Consider the following 19,762-nt stretch of genomic DNA (forward strand, 5'->3'; position numbering starts at 1 on the left):
GTCTATTGCAGGCAGCGCAAGCGGAGCTGATCCGTGTCGCTCCGCTTGCCGGGCGTGAGGGCGCGGCTCCGCAGCACGCGCGTTCCGATCGGCACCACGATCGGTTGCAGCGTCGTGCAGCGATCGAGCGTCGCCAGGGCGGGGGCGAAGGCGACGCGGTCGTCGCTGACGGTCGGCGCGGGCGGGACCCCGAGGCCCGCCACGGCCGCGAGCAACTTGGCCGCGTTCGCGGCGTCGGCCGCGTCACGCGGCCGCCGGATGCTCGGCGCGAGGAGGCGGTACTCGCCGAGCGCCGACGGGATGCAGCGCCGGGCGGCGGGACGTGGGTCGACGTTGTTGGCGCAGATCGCGACGTGGAAGACGCACCGGCCGTTCTTGGCGGTGCTGCCGTCGAAGTCGCAGCGCGGGTCGCCGTCGACGCAGCTCGCGCGGTAGCGCGGGACGTTCCGCGCGCCGGGGCGGGCGCTGGTGAGCGGCGGGACCGGCTGCACGAACCACTCGGTGACGCAGTCGGTGCGCGGCGCGCCGGTGCCGGGGATGCACTCGCCGGGCGCGCCGGCGCGGCACGCGGGCGGGGGCGCGAGCTCGAAGGTCGCGGTGAAGACGAGCGTCCCGCCCGTCGACGCGAAGTCGGTGACGCCCACGAGATACGGGGTGTCGGCGGCGACCGGCAGGGTGAGGACGGCGGCGAAGCCGCTCGGTCCGTCGTCGTTGCAGCCGACGCCCGCGACGGCGCCGCAGGTCCCGGTGAAGGCGGCCAGCACCGTGTCGTAGTCGCTGCCGGCCGTGGAGAGGGTGAGCGTCCCGGCGAGGGGCGAGACGAGCCGGAACCAGACGCTCTTCGACGCCTTCGGGTTCGGGGTGACGACGCAGCTCGGCGTCGGGTCGTCCGCTGCGCTCGTCGCGAGGCGCGTCTCGATGGTCGTCGTGAAGGGGAAGCTCGTGACGTCGGTCGCGTCGTCGCAGACGTCGTTTGCGGGGGGCGGCGTGACGTTCAGGACTACGTCGACGCCGCTCACGAGCTCGCCGGCGGCGACGGGAATCTCGACGCCGGGCGTGCTCGGGTCGTCCGGGGGATTGGTCGCGGCTTCGTCATCGCCGCTCCATTGTTCGGGCGGACCCGGCAGCGTCGCCGGCGGGCTCAGCGGTCCGACGGAGGACCCGCCGGTGAAGAGCCGTGACACGGCCTCGATCTCGACCGTGTAGCGGCCATCGGGCGTCAGGCCCGCGAGCTCGTAGGCGCCGACGAGCGCGGCGGCCTCCGGCGCGACGCTGCCCGGCACGTAGCGCGCGCCGGACACCCAGCCGACGGCATCGCGCCGCGGATCGTCGACGTTGCGGGCGATCACGAACGCGCCGCGGAACGGCGCGTCGATGTCGCCGCGGCGGACCTCGCCCGTGATGGTCGCGGTCGTCGTGCGGAAGTCGGCGGCGGGGTAGAGGACCGAGAGCGACACCTCGTCGTCGCGGGCGAGCGTCGCCGTCTCGGCACCGCTCACGACGAAGGGGAACATGGTCGCGATGGCGTCGTCGCCGGCGGTCGTGCCGTCGAAGGCCTCGATCAGGTTGATCTGCGAGTGGTCGAGGTTCACGTAGTGGCCGAGCTCGTGGATCATCACGCCGCGGAAGGTGTCGAGGTCCACCTCGGGATTGCCGCCGCTCGCGATGCCGTCGATGAACTTTCCGTTGAGGACCGCCGAAGCCTCGGTGATCGCGGGGGGCGAGAACGAGCCGCACTCGGGCCCGGCGAACCCGAGGATGGAGTTCGACGCCCCGGCGCCGAAGAGCGCGTCGGTGATCGTGCCGTCGGTGTCGAAGACGATCGGGCTCAGACCGTCGTCGCAGACGCCGATGAAGAGGCCGACGTCGGTCGCGCCGACGTCCACCGGCAATGCGCCGGCGTCGCTGAAGGAGATGCTGGCGGTCGGCACCGCGGCCCAGAGCGCGAAGGCGTCCTCGACGAGCTGGCGGGCAGCCGTCTCGTCGAGGACGCCGAGGCCGCCGCGGTCCGAGCTCCACGGGACCGGCCGGGCCTGCCATACGAGCGGCTCGCCGGCGTCGTTGACGAAGAGCGGCCCGGCGGCGAGGGCGCGCACGGTCGAGAGCACGAGCAGCGCGAGCGCGCCGGCGAGAGCGAGTCGTCGGCGCACGCGACCTCAGCGACCGGCGTCGACGAGCCCGCGCACGCGCGAGAGAAAGGTCGCGAGCGGCACGGGGCCGGGCGAAGGCGTGGCGGCTCCCGGCGCGGCGAGCGCCCGCGGCGCGGTCGGCGGCGCGAGGTTCTGGTTGCCGACCTCGTTCTCGACGACGGCGGCGTCGGGCTCGCCGCGGACGTGGAAGCAGCCCTGGCCGAGGCCGACCGGGCTCGTGAAGCCGAGCGCGCTCTCGGGATGCACGAAGAGGACGACCGACTCCCCGGCGTGGTAGCGCGGGAGCGCGGGGTGCGGCAGCACGTGGGCGCCGTCCGCGCCGAGGCTCGTGCCGAGCTGCTTCACGGTGATGGTGTCCTCGGCCGGCCCCTTCAGCCGCTCGGACACGCGGAAGGTCGTCCAGGTCGCCGGGAGCCCGTGGGGGTCGCGTCCGCTCGTGACGCGCTCGACCCGTCCCACGAAGATGCGCGCGGCCTGTCCCGTCATCGCCGGCAGATCGACGGGGAGCGCCGTCATCGCCGCCGCGGCGCGGGCGAGCGCCGCGAGCGCCACCGCCGTCAGGACCGCTACGAGCGCCGGGCGACGAAGGATCATGGCAGCGCGCCGAGGTCGGCGTTCTTCGGTACGACGACCACGCCGCCTTCGCTCACCGTGAAGCGGCGCCGGTCCTCGGCCGGGTCGTAACCGATGGTCATGCCGGGCGGGACGACCACGCCCTTGTCGACGATCGCCCGCCGGACGCGGGCGTGGCGGCCGACCTCGACGCCGTCGAAGAGAATGGACTCTTTCACCTGGGCGTAGCTGTTCACGCGCACGCGCGGGCTCAAGATCGAGCGCTCGACGTGGCCGCCGCTGATGATGCACCCCTCCGACACCATCGAGTCGATCGCGACGCCGCGCCGCTGGCCTTCGGGATCGGCGAAGACGAATTTCGCCGGCGGGTGCGGATAGTAGGCGGAAAGCGTCGGCCAGCGCGGGTTGTAGAGGTTGAGCTGCGGGCTGATCGAGATGAGGTCCTCGGACGTCCGCCAATACATGTCGATCGTGCCGACGTCGCGCCAGTAGCCGCGTTGACCGTCGCGCATGTCGGGGATCGTGTTGGTCGAGAAATCGTAGGCGACGACGGTCGCCGAGCCTTCGACCATGCGCGGCAGCACGTCCTTCCCGAAGTCGTGCGAGGAGTCCGTGCGCTCGGCGTCGGCGGTCACCGCGCGGACGAGGGCCGCGCAGTCGAAGACGTAGAGGCCCATCGACGCGAGCCGCGTGCCCGTCGCGTCGGCGTCGACGGGCGGCTTTTCACGGAAGGCGACGATGGTGCCCGCGGCGCTGCAGTCGACGATGCCGAACTGGTCCATGTCGGCCGCCGGCACCGGGATCACCGCGACGGTGACGTCGGCGCCGCGCTCGCGATGGTATTCGAGCATCTGGCAGACGTCCATTTGGTAGATGTGGTCGGCGCCGAAGACGCAGACCTCGCGCGGCTGCTCGTTCTCGAGTACATCGAGGTTCTGGAAGACGGCATCCGCGCTGCCGCGGAACCACTGCGGGCCGACGTTCATGGAGGCCGGGACGGGCGCGACGTAGTGTCCGAGCTGGGGGGCCAGCTGCCAGCCGCGCGCCAGGTGCTGCATCAACGAGCCCGCCTTGTACTGGGTGAGCACGCTGATCTTCGAGATGCCCGAGTTGACGAAGTTGGAGAGGACGAAATCGATGATGCGGTAGCGGCCGCCGAAGGGGACGGCCGGCTTGGCCCGGTCGCGGGTCAGTGGGTAGAGGCGCTTCCCCTCGCCGCCGGCGAGGACCATCGCGACGACGTCGCTCGAGCTGCTTCTGGCCATGACGCGACAGTGTACCAGAAGACGTTTCGCCGGATGAACTCCGCGTGACCACGGTAGCGGGCTCCCCCCCGAGAGGCTAAAAGGAGCGGACCATGAGCTCCCTCGACTTCGTGAGCCGGGTCAACGCCGACTACGTCGAGGAGCAGTATCGGCGCTATCGCGCCGACCCGGGCTCGGTCGACGAACGCTGGGCGTTGTTCTTCGCCGGGTTCGAGATGGCCGACGGCGGCGCCCACGGCGGCAACGGACATGCCGCGCCGGTCGTGCGCCTCGCGCCCCACCGCACGACCGCGCCCGACGTCGAGCCCGTGCTCGGCGTGTTCGGGCTGGTGCACGCGTACCGCGAGCTCGGCCATCTGATGGCGCACCTGAATCCGCTCGCGCCGTCGCCCGCGGGCCATCCGCTCCTCGAGCCGTCCGAGTTCGGCTTCAGCCCGAGCGACATGGAGCGGGTCATCACGTGCGCCGACTTCAAGGGATGCAAGACGGCGGCCCTGGGCGAGCTGATCGAGCGCCTGCAGGCGACCTACTGCCGCACCTTCGGCGTCGAATACTTCCACATCCAGGAACGCGAGCAGCGGCTCTGGCTCGCCGAGCGCATGGAGCCGACGTCGAACCGACCCGAGCTCTCGGCCGACGAGCGCCGCGGCGTGCTCGACGATCTCGTGCTGGCGGAAGGCTTCGAGCAGTTTCTGCAGCTGCGCTATACGACGGCCAAGCGCTTCTCGCTCGAGGGTGGCGACGCGCTGATCCCGCTCCTCGACACGCTCGTCGAGGAGGCCGGCGGCCTCGGGGTCGAGGAGATGGTCCTCGGCATGCCGCATCGCGGCCGCCTGAACGTCCTCGCCAACATCCTCCGGAAGCCCTACGAGATGATTCTCGCCGAGTTCGAGGGGACCTTTCTCGCGAAGGCGGCGACGGGCGACGGCGACGTCAAGTATCACCTGGGCTACTCGCACGACTACGTGACGCGCGCCGGGCACAAGGTGCACTTGTCGCTCAGCGCGAATCCGAGCCACCTCGAGGCCATCAATCCGGTGATCGAGGGTATGGTGCGCGCCAAGCAGAACCACCTCGGCGACGGCGAGCGCTCGCGCGTCGTGTCCGTGCTGATGCACGGCGACGCGGCGTTCACGGGGCAGGGGATCGTCGCCGAGACGCTCGGCCTGTCGGAGCTCGAGGGCTATCGCACCGGCGGGACCATCCACATCATCGTCAACAACCAGATCGGGTTCACGACCTCGCCCGAGTCGTACCGGTTCACGCCGTATCCGAGCGACGTGTCGAAGATCATCCAGGCGCCGGTCTTCCACGTGAACGGGGACGATCCCGAGGCCGCCGTGCAGGCGGCGCGGCTCGCGATCGCCTTCCGGCAGCGCTTCAAGAAGGACGTGATCATCGACCTCGTCTGCTACCGGCGTCACGGCCACAACGAGCTCGACGACCCGACCTTCACACAGCCCGTGATGTACCGCGCGGTCGCGGATCACCCGACGCCGCTCGCCCTCTATCGGAAGCGGCTGGTCGCCGACGGCGTGGTGACGGACGCGGACGTCGATCGGCGGATGAAGGCGTTCCGAGACCTTCTCGACGACGCCCAGGCGTACGCGCGCGACTTCATGCCGCGCCAGCCCGTCTTCGCCTTCGGCGGGCTCTGGCGCGGGCTCGGCTGGGCGGGCAACGACTGGACCGCGAAGACCGCGGTGTCGGCCGAGGTGCTGCGTGAAGTCGCGGACGCGTTCGTACGGGTGCCCGACGGCTTCCACCCCAATCCGAAGGTGGTGAAGCTCATGGAGCAGCGCGCGGCCATGGTGCGCGACGGCGAGCACATCGACTGGGGCTGCGCGGAGGCGCTCGCGATCGGCTCGCTCGTGCTCGAGGGCACCCCCGTCCGCATGAGCGGCCAGGACGTCGGCCGCGGCACGTTCAGCCATCGCCACGCCGTGTTCCACGACGTCGAAAACGGGGCCCGCTGGGTGCCGCTCGACAACATCCGACCCGGGCAGGGCAAGTTCCTCATCCTCGACACCATGTTGTCGGAGAACGCCGTCCTCGGCTTCGAGTTCGGGTTCAGCTGGGCCGACCCGCACAAGCTCGTGATCTGGGAAGCGCAGTTCGGCGACTTCGCCAACGGCGCGCAGGTCATCATCGATCAGTTCGTCGCGAGCTCCGAGTCGAAATGGCAGCGCATGAGCGGCCTCGTGATGCTCCTCCCGCATGGGATGGAGGGGCAGGGGCCGGAGCACTCCAGCGCCCGGCTCGAGCGCTACCTGCAGCTCTGCGCCGACATGAACATGCAGGTCTGCAACCTGACGACGCCGGCGCAGTACTTCCACGCGCTGCGCCGCCAGATGCACCGCTCGTTCCGGAAGCCGCTCGTCATCATGAGCCCGAAGATGCTGCTGCGGTACAAGTGGGCGGTATCGTCGGCGCGCGAGCTCACCGACGGGGCGTTCTGCACGGTGCTCGACGAGCCGGCGGCGAGGACCGTCGACGTCGGGGTCGCGATCGATCCGCGGAAGGTGACGCGCGTGATCCTCTGCAGCGGCAAGGTCTACTATTCGCTGCTGGCGGGGCGGACCGAGCGCGAGATCGACACGACCGCGATCGTTCGCGTGGAGCAGCTGCATCCGTTCCCGCGCCAGGAGCTCGTCGGGATCCTCGCCGGCTACCCGGCGGCGCGGCAGGTGTTCTGGGTGCAGGAAGAGCCGTCCAACATGGGCGCCTGGCACTTCATCTGGAACCAGATGCGTTCCGTGCTGCCGGACACCCACACGCTTGCGTACGTCGGGCGGCGGGCGGCCGCGAGCCCGGCGACCGGCTCCTACAAGATCCACCAGCAAGAAGAAGCCGAGCTCATCAATCGGGCGTTCGCGCGCTGAGACTCGGGCGCGGACCCGCGCGGGCAGGAGGACAGGACGGTATGGCGTTCGAGGTGCGGATTCCGACGCTCGGCGAATCGGTGACGGAGGGCGTCATCGTGCGCTGGGCGAAGCAGGACGGCGAGCGCGTGGAGCGCGACGAGATCCTGCTCGAGCTCGAGACCGACAAGGCGAGCATGGAGATCGCCGCCGAGCGCGCCGGCGTGCTCCGCATCGTGAAGGAAGCGGGTGCGACCGTGGCGGTCGGCGAGGTCGTGGCGCGCGTCGAGGAGGGGGGCGCATCTGCCGCGGTGCCGAGCCCGTCCGCGGCCGCGCCGCCTCCCGCGGCCGCGCCGCCTCCCACGGCACCCGCCGCCCCGTCGCCGCTCCCGAGCGCGCCTCCGCCCGCAGGGCCGGCGAAGTCGCCGCCGCGACCCGTCGGGCCGCTCAGCCCGGCCGTTCGTCATTTGATCGACGAGCACGCGCTCGATCCCGCCGCCATCTCCGCGTCGGGGAGGGGAGGCCGCCTCACGAAAGGCGACGTGCTCGCGCATCTCGAGAAGGAGGCCGCGCCGGCGGCCGCCGCGCCCGTCGCGGCTCCGTCGATCGCGCCGGCATCGGCGCCGGCGGCGCGCGGCCCCGTGCCCGTCTCGGCGCCGAGCGCGGCGAAGGAGGGCGAGGAGGTCGTGCCGCTCAGCCGGCTCCGCAAGCGGATCGCCGAGCGGCTCGTCCAGGCGCAGCACACGGCGGCGATCCTCACGACCTTCAACGAGGTGGACCTGAGCGCCGTCATGACGCTGCGCGCTGCCCACAAGGATCGCTTCCAGAAGGCGCACGGCGTCGGGCTCGGGTTCATGTCGTTCTTCGCGCGCGCCTGCGTCACCGCGCTCGCGGAGGTCCCCGCGGTCAACGCCGAGATCCGCGGCGACGACGTCGTCTACAGGCACTTCGTGCACCTCGGGGTCGCCGTCGGCACCGAGCGGGGGCTCGTCGTGCCGGTGGTGCGGAACGCGCACCGGCGGTCGTTTGCCGAGATCGAGCGCGAGATCCTCCGACTCGCCGGACTCGCGCGCGAAGGCAAGCTCAGCATCGACGATCTCTCGGGCGGTACGTTCACCATCTCGAACGGAGGCGTCTACGGATCGCTGCTGTCGACGCCGATCCTGAACCCGCCGCAGAGCGGCATTCTCGGCATGCACAAGATCGAGAAGCGTCCGGTCGTCGTCGACGACCAGATCGTCGTCCGGCCGATGATGTACCTCGCGTTGTCGTACGATCATCGGCTGGTCGACGGCGAGCAGGCGGTGACGTTCCTCGTGCGCGTGAAAGAGCGTCTGGAGGATCCGGCACGCTTGCTCCTGGAGGTGTGATGACGAGCGAAGCCTACGACCTGATCGTCATCGGTTCGGGTCCGGGCGGGTACGTGGCGGCGATCCGCGCGTCCCAGCTCGGCATGCGGACCGCGGTCGTCGAGAAGGACGCGACGCTCGGCGGTACGTGCTTGAACGTCGGCTGCATTCCGAGCAAGGCGCTCCTCGACTCGAGCGAGCTCTATCATCAGGCGGCGGGCGGCCTCGCCGTCCACGGGATCGGGGCGAGCGGCGTCACCCTCGACCTTCCGGCGATGATGGCGCGCAAGGACAAGGTCGTGAAGCTCGGAACCTCCGGCCTCAGCGGTCTCTTCAAGAAGAACAAGATCGACTGGGTGAAGGGGCGGGGGCGTTTCGCCGATGCCCGTCGGCTGGTGGTGCGCGACGGCGACCGCGAGCAGACGATCGCCGGTGATCGGATCCTGATCGCGAGCGGCAGCGAGCCGAGCCCGTTGCCGGCCTTGCCGTTCGACGGCGAGCGCGTGGTGAGCTCGACCGAAGCGCTCACGTTGCCGGCGGTGCCGAAGCATCTGCTCGTGATCGGGGGCGGGGCGATCGGCCTCGAGCTCGGATCGGTGTGGGTGCGGCTCGGAGCGAAGGTCACGGTCGTCGAGTTCCTCGACCGGATCGTGCCCATGATGGACCGCCAGATGGGCATCGCGCTGCAGAAGGCGCTCCAGAAGCAGGGCATGACGTTCCTGCTCCAGACCGCGGCCGTGAAGTCCGAGCGAACCGCCGGCGGCATGAAGGTGACGCTCGAATCGAAGGGGCAGGCGTCGGAGATCGAGGCGGACGTCGTGCTGGTGTCCGTCGGACGCCGCCCGCATACCGACGGCCTCGGCGCCCGTGAGATCGGGGTCGCGTTCGACGAGCGCAACCGTGTCGTCGTGAACGAACGCTTCGAGACGAGCGTGGCCGGCGTGTTCGCCATCGGCGACGTCATCGCCGGACCGATGCTCGCGCACAAGGCGGAGGAGGAGGGGACCGCCGTGGTCGAGATGATGGCCGGACACGCGGCCCACGTGAACTACGCGGCGCTCCCGAACGTCGTCTACACGTGGCCCGAGCTCGCGAGCGTCGGGCTGACGGAGGAGGAGGCGACGCAGCAGGGCATCCCGCTCGCGGTCGGCGCCTGTCCCTTCCAGGCGAACGCCCGCGCGCGGTGTCTCGGCGAAACCACCGGCTCGGTGAAGATGCTCGCCGACGCGCGAACCGACCGGATCGTCGGCGTCCACGTGCTCGGTCCGCGGGCCTCGGACCTGATCGCGGAAGCCGCGATCGCCATGGAGTTCGGCGCCTCCGCGGAGGACGTCGCCCGCTCCGTCCACGCGCACCCCACGCTCGCCGAGGCGCTCAAGGAAGCGGCGCTGGCCGTCGGGAAGCGCGCGATCCACCTATAAGGTATCGGGGTCGCGCCCTTCCGACGGCTCAAGTCTTTGATTTCACTCGCGACATCGCTCCTCGACGAAATGTCGTTGAAAATGATTCTCAATGTCCCTACAAAGGCAACCATGATCGTGTGCCTGTGCGCCAACGTCTCCGAACGCGAGCTCGTCGAGACCATCACGGCAGGGGCCACCACCGTGAAGGAGATCGGACGTCGGTGCGGCGCCGGGACCGGTTGTGGCGGCTGCAAGCCGCTCATCCGCGAATGCCTCGCCCGGTGTCGCGCCGCGGTCGCTCGGGAGTCGGCGTACGCGGCCGACGCCGCCCCGCTCGCGGCCGGGCAGGTCTGAGTCTCGCTCGACGGGACCGCGCGACGTGCTAGCGTGGCGCCACCCGCAACCGGAGGAGGGATCCATGAAGGGCAACAAGCGCGTCATCGAGTTCCTGAACGACGTCCTGACCGGTGAGCTGACCTCGGTCAACCAGTACTTCATCCACGCCAAGATGTGTCAGAACTGGGGCTATCGCGCACTCGCCGCCCATATCCGGAAAGAGTCGATCGACGAGATGAAGCACGCCGACGACCTCATCGAACGCATCCTCTACCTGGAAGGCCTCCCGAACCTGCAACGGCTCTACAAGGTGAGCGTCGGGGAGACCGTGCCGGAGCAGTTGAAGCTCGACCGGCAGCTCGAGGTGGAGGCGGTCGCGCGCCTGAACAAGGGCATCGCGCTCTGTTCCGAGGTGGGCGACAACGGGACGCGCGAGCTCGCGGAGCACATCCTCGTCAGCGAGGAAGAGCACCTCGATTGGCTCGAGACCCAGCTGCACCTCGTGGCGACGATCGGCGAAGCGCACTACCTCGCGCAGCAGGTGCGGAAAGACGACGACTGACGGGCGTCACATCAGGCAGCAGGTGACTTCCAGCAACGCCGGGTAGAGGCGATTCGGGTTGGTGCAGCGCACCGCGCCGCCGTGGCCGTCATCCGCGGGACGGACCTCGACAGGATCGCACGACGACGAAAAGGGCTGCAGCGAGAAGGCGTTCAGCAGGCGATACGCGATGACGCCGTTGCGCACGCCGCGGACGCCGCCGGCGGTCGGGCATTCGATTCCGACCGTCGTGAGAGGCCCCGCGACGGCGTGCATCGTACCGCATCCGGTCGGCCCCGTGGGGGCCGCGGCCCGCACCCCGGCGGGCGGCCAGAGGGCGGGCGGGCGCAGCCCGTCGCCGCGCTCGAAGAGGTTGAAGACGTAGGTGCCGTCGTTGCTCTGGTCGAAGACGTCGACGCCGCGCTGATCGAGTACGACGTTTCGTTCGAGCACCGCGCCGCGCGACTCGGGATCGAGGCGGAGCCCCGGTCCGGCGTTCGCGACGATGCGATTGGCGACGATCCGGCATTGGTCGCAGTCGCGGAGGTCGATCGCGGCGCCCTTCGCGCCCGTCGCGTTCGCGAACACGTCCGCTCCGTCGAGGAGGAAGCGCTTGCTCTGCTCGACACGGATCGCTCCTCCCTCCTCGCTGCTGCGGCCGTTGCGGTGGAAGACGCCGTCGCGGACGCGCACGCCGTCGGTGCCGACGACGAGGAGGCCGACGCCGCAGCTGTCGGCGATCCGGACGTCGCGCACCTGGACGCGGACGGCGTCGGCGACGGCGACCCCGGTCACGAATCCCTGCACGAGGCCGGGACCGAGGATCTGCGCGTCGTCGGCCGTTCCCTCGACGGCGATGCCGCTCGGCGCGGCGCCGTCGGGGCAGGCGCGTGCGGAGGCGATGGTGTGCCCGTTCAGCTGCAGCACGCTGCGCGGATTGCGCAGCGTGACGGCGATCCCTTCGCAGCGGAGGTCGCGGTCGAGGACGGCCTCGGCGTCGACGACGGCGCCGCAGCGCACGTTCGGGGCCCGCCCCGCGAATGCAAGGGCGGCCGCGGCGATGGCGCCGATCACGGCGCCGCCGGCGAGCGGGGCGATCCGCATGGGGAGCATCCTCGCCGGACGCGGGCCTGCCCGCAATGGGACCGCCGCGCGCCCGGGGATCAGAGCTCGGGGCTCGCCGGCAGGATCGTTGACCCCATGAGGTACGTGTCGACGCCGCGGGCAGCCTCGCGACCTTCCCAGATCGCCCACACGACGAGCGACTGCCCGCGCCGCATGTCGCCGCAGGCGAACACGCCGGGCACGCTCGACTGGTAGTCGGCGCCGACGGCGACGTTGCCGCGCTCGTCGAGCTCGACGTCGAGCTGCTCGATCATGCCCGCCTTCTCGGGGCCGACGAAGCCCATGGCCAGAAGCACGAGGTCGCAGTCGAGCTCGAACTCGCTTCCCGGGACCTCGACCATCTGCGGGCGGCCGTGTTCGCCCTTCCTCCATTCGAGGCGGACGCCGTGGAGCTTCTTCACGTTGCCATCGGCGTCGCCGCTGAAGCGCTTGGTGCTGATGCTCCAATCGCGGATCACGCCCTCCTCGTGCGACGAGGAGCTCCGGAGGATCATCGGCCAGGACGGCCAGGGGGCGATCTCCGCGGTGCGCTCTTCGGGTGGCTTCGGCAGGAGCTCGAACTGATGCACGCTCTTGGCGCCTTGGCGATTCGAGGTGCCGAGGCAGTCGGAGCCGGTGTCGCCGCCGCCGAGGATCACGACGTTCTTGCCGGTCGCGAGGATCTGGTTCGGGACGGTGTCGCCCGCGACCTTCTTGTTCTGCTGCGGCAGGAAGTCCATCGCGAAGTGGATGCCCTTGAGGTCACGGCCGGGGATGGGGAGGTCGCGTGCGGCCGTCGCGCCCCCCGCCAGCACGATCGCGTCGAACGTCGCGCGTAGGTCGGCGACGGAGACGTTCCTGCCGACGTTGGCGTTGACGTGGAACACGACGCCTTCTTCGCGCATCTGCCGCAAGCGCCGCTCGACGACGTGCTTCTCGAGCTTGAAGTCGGGAATGCCGTAGGTGAGGAGCCCGCCGATCCGGTCGGCGCGCTCGAACACCTCGACCTCGTGCCCGGCGCGATTCAACTGCGCGGCGACGGCGAGCCCGGCGGGCCCCGAGCCGACGACGGCCACGCGCTTTCCGGTCCGACGACTCGGCCGGATCGGCGGCACCCAGCCCTCCTTGAAGGCGTACTCGATGATCTGCTTCTCGATCTGCTTGATGGTGACCGGGTCGTCGTTGATGCGAAGGACGCACGCCTCCTCGCACGGCGCCGGACACACGCGGCCGGTGAACTCGGGAAAATTGTTGGTCGAGTGCAGCCGGTCGAGCGCTTCCTTCCAGCGGCCGCGATACACGAGGTCGTTCCAGTCGGGGACGATGTTCCCGAGCGGGCAGCCCTTGTGACAGAAGGGGATGCCGCAATCCATGCAGCGCGCGCCCTGTTGCTGAAGCTTGTCCTCGGGGAGCTTGCCCTCGAGCTCCCGCCAGTCCTTCAGACGTTCCGCGACCGGCCGGCGCGCCGGCATCTCCCGCGGAATCTCCAGAAAACCGGTGATCTTTCCCATGGGGATCGCCTCAGACCGAAGCGAGGCGCGAGGCCTCGCTGTCGAGGTGGGCCGCGGCGAGAACCTTGCGGTATTCGACCGGCATGACCTTCTTGAACAGAGCCGCCGCGTCGCTCCAGTTCGACAGGATGCCCGAAGCGACGCTGCTCCCCGTGTATGCGTGGTGGCGGCGGATCAGGTCTTTCACGGTCGCGAAATCCTCCTCCTGCATCGGATCGAGCTCCACCATGCTCCTGTTGCAGTGGCCGGCGAAGTCGTCGTCGACGTCGTACACGTACGCCACGCCGCCGCTCATGCCCGCCGCGAAATTGCGGCCGGTCTTGCCGAGCACGACCACCATGCCCTTGGTCATGTACTCGCAGCCGTGGTCGCCGACGCCCTCGACGACGGCCGTGGCGCCGCTGTTGCGGACGGCGAACCGTTCACCGGCCTGGCCGCGGCAGAAGACCTCGCCGCCGGTCGCGCCGTAGAGCGAGACGTTGCCGACGATCATGTTGTCCTCCGGCGCGAACGTCGCGGCGCGGGACGGGAACACGACGATGCGCCCGCCCGAGATGCCCTTGCCGAAGTAGTCGTTGGCGTCGCCCTCGAGGGTGACGGCGATGCCCGGCGCCATGAAGGCGCCGAAGCTCTGGCCGGCCGAGCCGGAGAACGTGAGCCTGATCGTCTCGGGCGGCAGGCCCTGCGCGCCGTGGCGCCGGGAGACCTCCGCCGACAACATGGTGCAGACCGTCCGGTTGACGTTGCGGATCGGAAACGCCGCCTCGACCGGCGTGCGGTGCTCGAGCGCGGGTCCGCAGGTCGCGATGAGCCGGTTGTCGAGCGCGCCTTCGAGCCCGTGATCCTGCGTCGTGACCGCGTGGATGGCGACGTTCTCCGCGACCTCGGGGCGGTGGAGGATCTCGGTCAGATCGAGACCGCGCGCCTTCCAGTGCTCGATCGCCTCGCGGGTCTCGAGCTTGTCGACGCGCCCCACCATCTCGGCGAGGTTGCGGAAGCCGAGCTCCGCCATGATCTCCCGAACCTCCTCGGCGAGGAACATCATGAGGTTCACGACGTGCTCGGGTCTGCCCTCGTATTTCTTGCGGAGCACCGGGTCCTGCGTGGCGATGCCGACCGGACACGTGTTGAGGTGGCAGACGCGCATCAGGATACAGCCCGACGCCACGAGGGCCGACGTCGCGAAGCCGAACTCCTCGGCGCCGAGCAGCGCCGCCACCGCGACGTCCCGGCCGGTCTTCAGCTGACCGTCGGTCTCGACCCGGATGCGGCCGCGCAGGTCGTTCATCACGAGCACCTGCTGGGTCTCGGCGAGGCCGAGCTCCCAGGGGATGCCCGCGTGCTTGAGGGAGGTGAGCGGTGACGCGCCGGTTCCGCCGTCGTGGCCGCTGATCAGCACGACGTCGGCCTTGGCCTTCGCGACGCCCGCGGCGACGGTGCCGACGCCAACCTCGGCGACCAGCTTGACGCTGATGCGCGCCCGGTTGTTGGCGTTCTTCAGGTCGTGGATGAGCTGCGACAGATCCTCGATCGAGTAGATGTCGTGGTGCGGGGGCGGCGAGATCAGGCCGACGCCCGGCGTCGAGTAGCGGATCTTCGCGATGTACTGGTCGATCTTGTGGCCGGGGAGCTGGCCGCCCTCGCCGGGCTTCGCGCCCTGCGCCATCTTGATCTGGATCTCGTCGGCGTTGACCAGGTAGTGGCTCGTGACGCCGAAACGCCCCGATGCCACCTGCTTGATCGCGCTGCGGCGCGAGTCGCCGTTCGGATCGCGCTCGTAGCGCACGGGATCCTCGCCGCCTTCGCCGGTGTTGGACTTGCCGCCGATACGGTTCATCGCGATCGCGAGGTTCTCGTGGGCCTCGCGGCTGATCGAGCCGAGCGACATGGCGCCCGTCTTGAAGCGCTTGACGATCTCGCTCGCGGGCTCCACCTGGTCGAGGGGGATCGACTTCGACGGCCGGAACTTGAGCAAGCCGCGCAGCGTGCAGAGGTTGCGGCTCTCGTCGTTCACGACCGCGGAATACTGCTTGAAGAGCGCGTAGCTGCCGGCGCGGACGGCGTGTTGCAGCTTCGCGATCGAGTTCGGGTTGTACATGTGGAACTCGCCGCGGCGGCGCCACTGGTAGTGGCCGCCCGGATCGAGCTGGCCGTCGAGCTCGGGTGCGACGGTGTAGGCGCGCGTGTGGCGCGCGCGGCTCTCCGCCGCGATCGCATCGAGGCCGATGCCTTCGATGCGCGAGGCGGTGTTGGTGAAGTACGCGTCGATGAGCTCGCGGTTGAGGCCGATCGCTTCGAAGATCTGGGCGCCCCGGTAGCTCTGGATGGTCGAGATGCCCATCTTGGTCATCACCTTGAGGATGCCCTTGTTGGCCGCCTTCAGGTAATGCGCCACCGCGTCGTCCTCGCTTACGCTCTTGAGGATGCCGTCGCGGACCATTTCGGTGACGGTCTCGATCGCGAGGTACGGGTTGATCGCGCCGGCGCCGTAGCCGACGAGCAGCGAGAAATGCTGCACCTCGCGCGGCTCGCCGGACTCGATGACGAGGCCGCAGCGGGTGCGGGTGCCCGCGCGGATGAGGTGGTGATGGACCGCCGCCGTCGCGAGCAGGCTCGGGATCGGCGCGTTCTCCTCGTCGAGGCCGCGATCGGTGAGTACGAGCAGCGTTGCGCCGTTGCTGATCGCGACCTCGGCTTCCCAGCAGAGCACCGAGAGCGCTTTCTCGATTCCGGCGCCGCCGTCGGCGACCCGGTACAGCATCGGGATCGTGACGGTTCGCAGCCTGTCGCGATCGAGGCTCTTGATCTTGGCGAGCGCCTCGTTGTCGATGACCGGCTCCTCGAGCTCGAGCTGCCGGCAATGGTCCGGCGTTTCCTCGAAGAGGTTCTGCTCGCGCCCGATCGTCGCCTTGAGCGACATGACGAGATCCTCGCGGATCGGGTCGATCGGCGGGTTCGTGACCTGGGCGAAGAGCTGCTTGAAGTAGTTGAAGAGGAGCTGCGGCCTGTTCGAGAGCACCGCCAGGGGGGTGTCGGTGCCCATGGAGCCGACCGCCTCCTGGCCGTTCAGCGCCATCGGCGCCATGAGGAACTTCAGGTCCTCCATGGTGTAGCCGAACGCCTGTTGGCGGGTGAGCCGCTCCGCGTCCTCGTAGGGCGGCGGCACGCCGGCCGGCGGCTCGAGATCGTCGAGGCGCGTCAGGCTCTCGTCGAGCCAGCGCTGATACGGCTGGCGGCGCGCGATTGCGGCCTTGAGCTCCTGGTCGGCGATGATGCGGCCTTGTGCGAGGTCGACGAGGAACATGCGTCCGGGTTGCAGGCGTCCCTTGGCGACGACGTTCTCGGGCGCGATGTCGAGGACGCCGACCTCGGACGCCATGACGACGAGCCCGTCCTTCGTGACGACGTAGCGCGAGGGTCGGAGGCCGTTCCGGTCGAGCACGGCGCCGATGACGGTGCCGTCGCTGAACGCGATCGAGGCCGGGCCGTCCCATGCCTCGGTGAGGCACGCATGGTAGCGGTAGAAGGCCCGCTTTTCCGGGCTCATGCTCTCGTGCTTCTGCCACGCCTCCGGGATCATCATCATGACCGCGTGCGAGAGCGGCCGGCCGGTGTGGACGAGGAGCTCGAGCGCGTTGTCGAATGCCGCCGAGTCGCTGCCGCCCGGCGCGATGATCGGGAAGAGATTCTCGACGTCGTCGCCGAAGAGCGGGGAAGCGAACATGGACTCGCGCGCGTGCATCCAGTTCACGTTGCCGCGCAGCGTGTTGATCTCGCCGTTGTGCGCCACGTAGCGATACGGGTGCGCGCGGTCCCAGGAGGGGAAGGTGTTGGTGCTGAAGCGCTGGTGGACGAGAGCGAGGGCGCTCGTGAAGGCCGGATCGGTCAGGTCCTTGTAGAATTGCGCGATCTGATCCGGCAGGAGGAGGCCCTTGTAGTTCATCGTCCGAGTCGAGAGGCTCGGCACGTAGAATGACTCCGAATCGCGGAGCCCCGAGTCGCGCACGAGGCGTTCGACGCGCTTGCGGATCACGTAGAGCTTGCGCTCGAGCGCGGCCTGATCCGGTGTGGTGCGCCCGCGCCCGATGAAGATCTGCCGGATCTCGGGCAGCGACGCACGCGCCAGGGGGCCGCACTTGTCGGCGTCGACGGGCACGCGCCGCCAGCCGAGGAGCCGCTGGCCTTCGTCGCGGACCACCTTCTCGAACATCTCGAGACACTCGTTCCGCTCGTCGACCCGCTCGGGGAGGAACACCACCCCGGCGCCGTACTCGCCGAGCGGCGGCAGCGTGACGTCGAGCGCCGTGCAGGCCTTGCGGAGGAACGCGTCGGGCATCTGTGTCAGGATGCCGGCGCCGTCGCCCGTCAGCGGATCGCAGCCGCAGGCGCCGCGGTGGGTGAGGTTCGCCAGGATCTGCAGGCCCTGCTCGATGATCGCGTGCGACTTCTCGCCCTTCATGTTGACGACGAAGCCGACGCCGCACGCGTCGTGCTCGTGCATCGGGTCGTAGAGGCCTTGGCGTCCGGGGGGTCGCGTCGGGTGCATGGGTCGTCCTCCTAGTGCACGCCCTTCAAATGCAGGGCCTTCTCCGAGATCCGCCGGCCCCGTCGGGGAGCGGGCGCGGGCTCGATGACCGGGATCTGGCTGCGCTCCGTGTGGGTCGAGAGGACGACCATCGTCTCGGTGCGGACGACGCCTTCGATCGCGCGGATGCGGCTGATGAGCTCCTCGAGGGACGACGTGTTGCGCGTCTTGGCCTTGAGGATCATCGTGTGGATGCCGGTCACGTGGTGACACTCGAGCACGTCGGCGAGCGACTCGATCTCGCGCTCGAAGCTGTCGATCGCGTGCGGATGGCCGGTCGAGACGCCGATGAAGGCGGTGATGTCCTTGCCGAGGCGTCGGGCGTCCACGACCGCCCGGTAGGCGGTGATGATCCCGCCATCCTCGAGCTTCTTCACGCGCTCCAGCACCGACGGCGCCGAAAGGCCGACGCGCTCCCCGATCTTGGCGAGAGGCAGGCGGCAGTTCTCCTGCATCAGGGTCAGGATCTGGCGGTCGATGTCATCGAGGTCAGGATGCTCTTCGCCTAATTTCATGAGGTGTCGCCCCCTGTCGGCCGAACAGACGTATAGGCAGACCGACATTTTGTCAAGTTTCATTAGGTTGGTGCCGCATCGTGCGATGTCCGCGCTTCGCCCGCGGCACGCCCGGGCGCGACCCGCGTACGGCCGGCTCGCCTCCCGCCGGGCGCGCCGCTACAGTCCGCGCCGAAAGGAGCGCCGCGTGATCCTCACCCATGACGTGATCCTGAACGAAATCGCCGAGGGGCGGCTCGTCATCGACCCCTTCGAGCCGAATCAGGTCGGTCCCGCATCGGTCGACCTCCACCTCGGCGACGAGATCCGCGTCATGCAGGGCGGGCCGCCCGTCATCGACCTCGATGACGACGCCGACTACCGGACGGTGACGCAGGTGCGCCCCCTCAGGGAGCCGTACGTGCTGCAGCCCGGCGAGACGATTCACGGGATCACGCGCGAGCGCATCCACCTTCCTCCCGACGTGGGCGGTTGGCTCGAGGGCCGCAGCCGCTACGCGCGGCTCGGGCTCATGATCCACGTGACGTCGGGGTTCGTGGCGCCCGGCGTCGACAACCGGCAGGTGCTCGAGATGTCGAACGTCGCCGGCCGGCCCCTGCGGATCCGCGCTGGAATCCGTCTCTGTCAGATCGTCCTGCAACGCGCCGAGGGCTCGGCCGTCTACGCCGGCCGGTTCGCGGATCAACAGCGCATCTGAGCCGACCGCGAGGGGCCACGCCGCGCGGAGCGGGGACTATTTGGGAGGCATCCGCAGCGCGCCGTCGAGGCGGATCGTCTCGCCGTTCAGCATCGAGTTCTCGATGATGTGTCTGGCGAGGGCCGCGAACTCGGATGGCCGGCCGAGCCGAGACGGAAAGGGGATGCCGGCGCCGAGCGCGTCGCGATGCTCCTGGGGGAGGAGCGCCAGCATCGGCGTGTCGAACGTGCCGGGGGCGATGGTGCAGACGCGGATGCCGAGGGAGGCCAGGTCGCGCGCGATCGGCAGGGTCATGCCGACGACCCCGCCCTTCGACGCCGAGTAGGCGGCCTGGCCGATCTGGCCGTCGTACGCCGCGATCGACGCGGTGTTGATGATGACGCCGCGTTCCTTCTCCTCGTTCGGCTCGTTCGTGGCCATGGCGGCGGCGGCGAGCCGGAGCGTGTTGAAGGTGCCGAGCAGGTTCACCTTCAGCACCATGTGGAACATGTCGAGCGGGTGCGGTCCCTGCTTGCTGAGGGTGCGGAGCGCGATGCCGACGCCGGCGCAGTTCACGCAGGCGTTGACCTTGCCGAAGGCGGCGACCGTCTTGTCGACGGCGGCCTTCACTTCGTCCTCCGACGTGACGTCGGCGGGCGCGAAGACCGCCTGGTTCGCGCCGAGTTCCGCGGCGAGCTTCTCGCCCGGAGACTGAGGCCGGTCGAGGATGGCGGCGCGGCCGCCGCCGGCCACGATCGTGCGAACGGTCGCCTCACCGAGGCCGGACGCACCACCGGTCACGATCGCCACTACACTGTCGAGCTTCATGAAATTCCTCCTGCGTCGATGCGGGTTGGCTCAGATCCCTAGCGGATCGGCCGACCCTTCGCCAC

General features: G+C 69.7%; 14 protein-coding genes. 6 read left to right on the forward strand and 8 right to left on the reverse strand.

Annotated elements, in window-relative coordinates:
• Positions 1–2 precede the first annotated feature (2 nt).
• The 3 genes from IT293_17145 to glgC are packed head-to-tail and all read right to left on the reverse strand — an operon-like array spanning position 3 to position 3,988.
• Positions 3–2,150 (reverse strand): hypothetical protein, encoded by a 2,148-nt coding sequence (locus IT293_17145; GenBank protein MCC6766389.1) that lies wholly within the window; start codon positions 2,148–2,150, stop codon positions 3–5.
• A 6-nt stretch (positions 2,151–2,156) separates the two neighbouring features.
• Positions 2,157–2,744 carry a hypothetical protein gene (locus IT293_17150; protein ID MCC6766390.1) on the reverse strand — a complete coding sequence of 196 codons (588 nt, stop codon included), beginning with the start codon at positions 2,742–2,744 and terminating at the stop codon, positions 2,157–2,159.
• A complete protein-coding gene (glgC, locus tag IT293_17155; protein MCC6766391.1) occupies positions 2,741–3,988 on the reverse strand; it encodes a glucose-1-phosphate adenylyltransferase in 1,248 nt (415 codons plus the stop codon). The genes IT293_17150 and glgC overlap by 4 nt, the downstream gene beginning before the upstream one ends.
• Positions 3,989–4,080: 92 nt before the next feature.
• Between glgC and IT293_17160 the strand changes: the two genes are divergently transcribed.
• From IT293_17160 to bfr, 5 genes are all read left to right on the forward strand, one after another.
• Entirely contained in the window at positions 4,081–6,870 is a 2,790-nt protein-coding gene (locus tag IT293_17160) for a 2-oxoglutarate dehydrogenase E1 component (GenBank protein ID MCC6766392.1), read from the forward strand.
• A gap of 41 nt (positions 6,871–6,911) precedes the next feature.
• Positions 6,912–8,219 (forward strand): 2-oxoglutarate dehydrogenase complex dihydrolipoyllysine-residue succinyltransferase, encoded by a 1,308-nt coding sequence (gene odhB / locus IT293_17165; GenBank protein ID MCC6766393.1) that lies wholly within the window; start codon positions 6,912–6,914, stop codon positions 8,217–8,219.
• Positions 8,219–9,619: a dihydrolipoyl dehydrogenase gene (lpdA, locus tag IT293_17170; protein MCC6766394.1), complete on the forward strand. Its 1,401-nt coding sequence runs from the start codon at positions 8,219–8,221 to the stop codon at positions 9,617–9,619. The genes odhB and lpdA overlap by 1 nt, the downstream gene beginning before the upstream one ends.
• 111 nt (positions 9,620–9,730) lie before the next feature.
• Positions 9,731–9,955, forward strand: coding sequence for a (2Fe-2S)-binding protein (locus tag IT293_17175; protein MCC6766395.1), 225 nt, complete (start codon positions 9,731–9,733; stop codon positions 9,953–9,955).
• A gap of 64 nt (positions 9,956–10,019) precedes the next feature.
• Entirely contained in the window at positions 10,020–10,499 is a 480-nt protein-coding gene (gene bfr, locus IT293_17180) for a bacterioferritin (protein MCC6766396.1), read from the forward strand.
• Between the two features lie 6 nt (positions 10,500–10,505).
• Here the strand turns inward: bfr and IT293_17185 are convergent, their stop codons facing one another.
• Genes IT293_17185 through IT293_17200 form a run of 4 tightly spaced genes read right to left on the reverse strand, consistent with a single transcriptional unit; the run spans position 10,506 to position 18,193 of the window.
• Entirely contained in the window at positions 10,506–11,582 is a 1,077-nt protein-coding gene (locus IT293_17185; GenBank protein MCC6766397.1) for a right-handed parallel beta-helix repeat-containing protein, read from the reverse strand.
• Positions 11,583–11,641: 59 nt separating this feature from the next.
• On the reverse strand, positions 11,642–13,093 hold the full coding sequence (locus IT293_17190) for a glutamate synthase subunit beta (GenBank protein MCC6766398.1): 1,452 nt from the start codon (positions 13,091–13,093) through the stop codon (positions 11,642–11,644).
• A 10-nt stretch (positions 13,094–13,103) separates the two neighbouring features.
• Positions 13,104–17,639: a glutamate synthase large subunit gene (gltB, locus tag IT293_17195; protein MCC6766399.1), complete on the reverse strand. Its 4,536-nt coding sequence runs from the start codon at positions 17,637–17,639 to the stop codon at positions 13,104–13,106.
• An 11-nt stretch (positions 17,640–17,650) separates the two neighbouring features.
• On the reverse strand, positions 17,651–18,193 hold the full coding sequence (locus IT293_17200) for an Lrp/AsnC family transcriptional regulator (GenBank protein ID MCC6766400.1): 543 nt from the start codon (positions 18,191–18,193) through the stop codon (positions 17,651–17,653).
• Positions 18,194–18,278: 85 nt separating this feature from the next.
• Here IT293_17200 and dcd point away from each other — a divergent pair, with 85 nt between their 5' ends.
• Complete coding sequence (gene dcd, locus IT293_17205; protein MCC6766401.1) at positions 18,279–18,890, forward strand: dCTP deaminase; 612 nt, start codon at positions 18,279–18,281, stop codon at positions 18,888–18,890.
• A 36-nt stretch (positions 18,891–18,926) separates the two neighbouring features.
• On the opposite strand, the gene IT293_17210 is transcribed toward dcd, so the two are convergent.
• On the reverse strand, positions 18,927–19,697 hold the full coding sequence (locus IT293_17210; GenBank protein ID MCC6766402.1) for a 3-hydroxyacyl-CoA dehydrogenase: 771 nt from the start codon (positions 19,695–19,697) through the stop codon (positions 18,927–18,929).
• Positions 19,698–19,762 lie beyond the last annotated feature (65 nt).

It is taken from the genome of Deltaproteobacteria bacterium, from assembly GCA_020848745.1.
Lineage (GTDB): Bacteria > Desulfobacterota > Binatia > UTPRO1 > UTPRO1 > UTPRO1.

What these genes read in the sequence shown, in the direction of transcription:
- dcd (MCC6766401.1), top strand. Translation starts at nt 18,279, where the DNA reads ATGTCCGCGCTTCGCCCGCGGCACGCCCGGGCGCGACCCGCGTACGGC.
- IT293_17150 (MCC6766390.1), bottom strand. Translation starts at nt 2,744, where the DNA reads ATGATCCTTCGTCGCCCGGCGCTCGTAGCGGTCCTGACGGCGGTGGCG.
- IT293_17210 (MCC6766402.1), bottom strand. Translation starts at nt 19,697, where the DNA reads ATGAAGCTCGACAGTGTAGTGGCGATCGTGACCGGTGGTGCGTCCGGC.
- glgC (MCC6766391.1), bottom strand. Translation starts at nt 3,988, where the DNA reads ATGGCCAGAAGCAGCTCGAGCGACGTCGTCGCGATGGTCCTCGCCGGC.
- IT293_17200 (MCC6766400.1), bottom strand. Translation starts at nt 18,193, where the DNA reads ATGAAATTAGGCGAAGAGCATCCTGACCTCGATGACATCGACCGCCAG.
- IT293_17190 (MCC6766398.1), bottom strand. Translation starts at nt 13,093, where the DNA reads ATGGGAAAGATCACCGGTTTTCTGGAGATTCCGCGGGAGATGCCGGCG.
- IT293_17185 (MCC6766397.1), bottom strand. Translation starts at nt 11,582, where the DNA reads ATGCGGATCGCCCCGCTCGCCGGCGGCGCCGTGATCGGCGCCATCGCC.
- odhB (MCC6766393.1), top strand. Translation starts at nt 6,912, where the DNA reads ATGGCGTTCGAGGTGCGGATTCCGACGCTCGGCGAATCGGTGACGGAG.
- bfr (MCC6766396.1), top strand. Translation starts at nt 10,020, where the DNA reads ATGAAGGGCAACAAGCGCGTCATCGAGTTCCTGAACGACGTCCTGACC.
- lpdA (MCC6766394.1), top strand. Translation starts at nt 8,219, where the DNA reads ATGACGAGCGAAGCCTACGACCTGATCGTCATCGGTTCGGGTCCGGGC.
- IT293_17175 (MCC6766395.1), top strand. Translation starts at nt 9,731, where the DNA reads ATGATCGTGTGCCTGTGCGCCAACGTCTCCGAACGCGAGCTCGTCGAG.
- IT293_17160 (MCC6766392.1), top strand. Translation starts at nt 4,081, where the DNA reads ATGAGCTCCCTCGACTTCGTGAGCCGGGTCAACGCCGACTACGTCGAG.
- gltB (MCC6766399.1), bottom strand. Translation starts at nt 17,639, where the DNA reads ATGCACCCGACGCGACCCCCCGGACGCCAAGGCCTCTACGACCCGATG.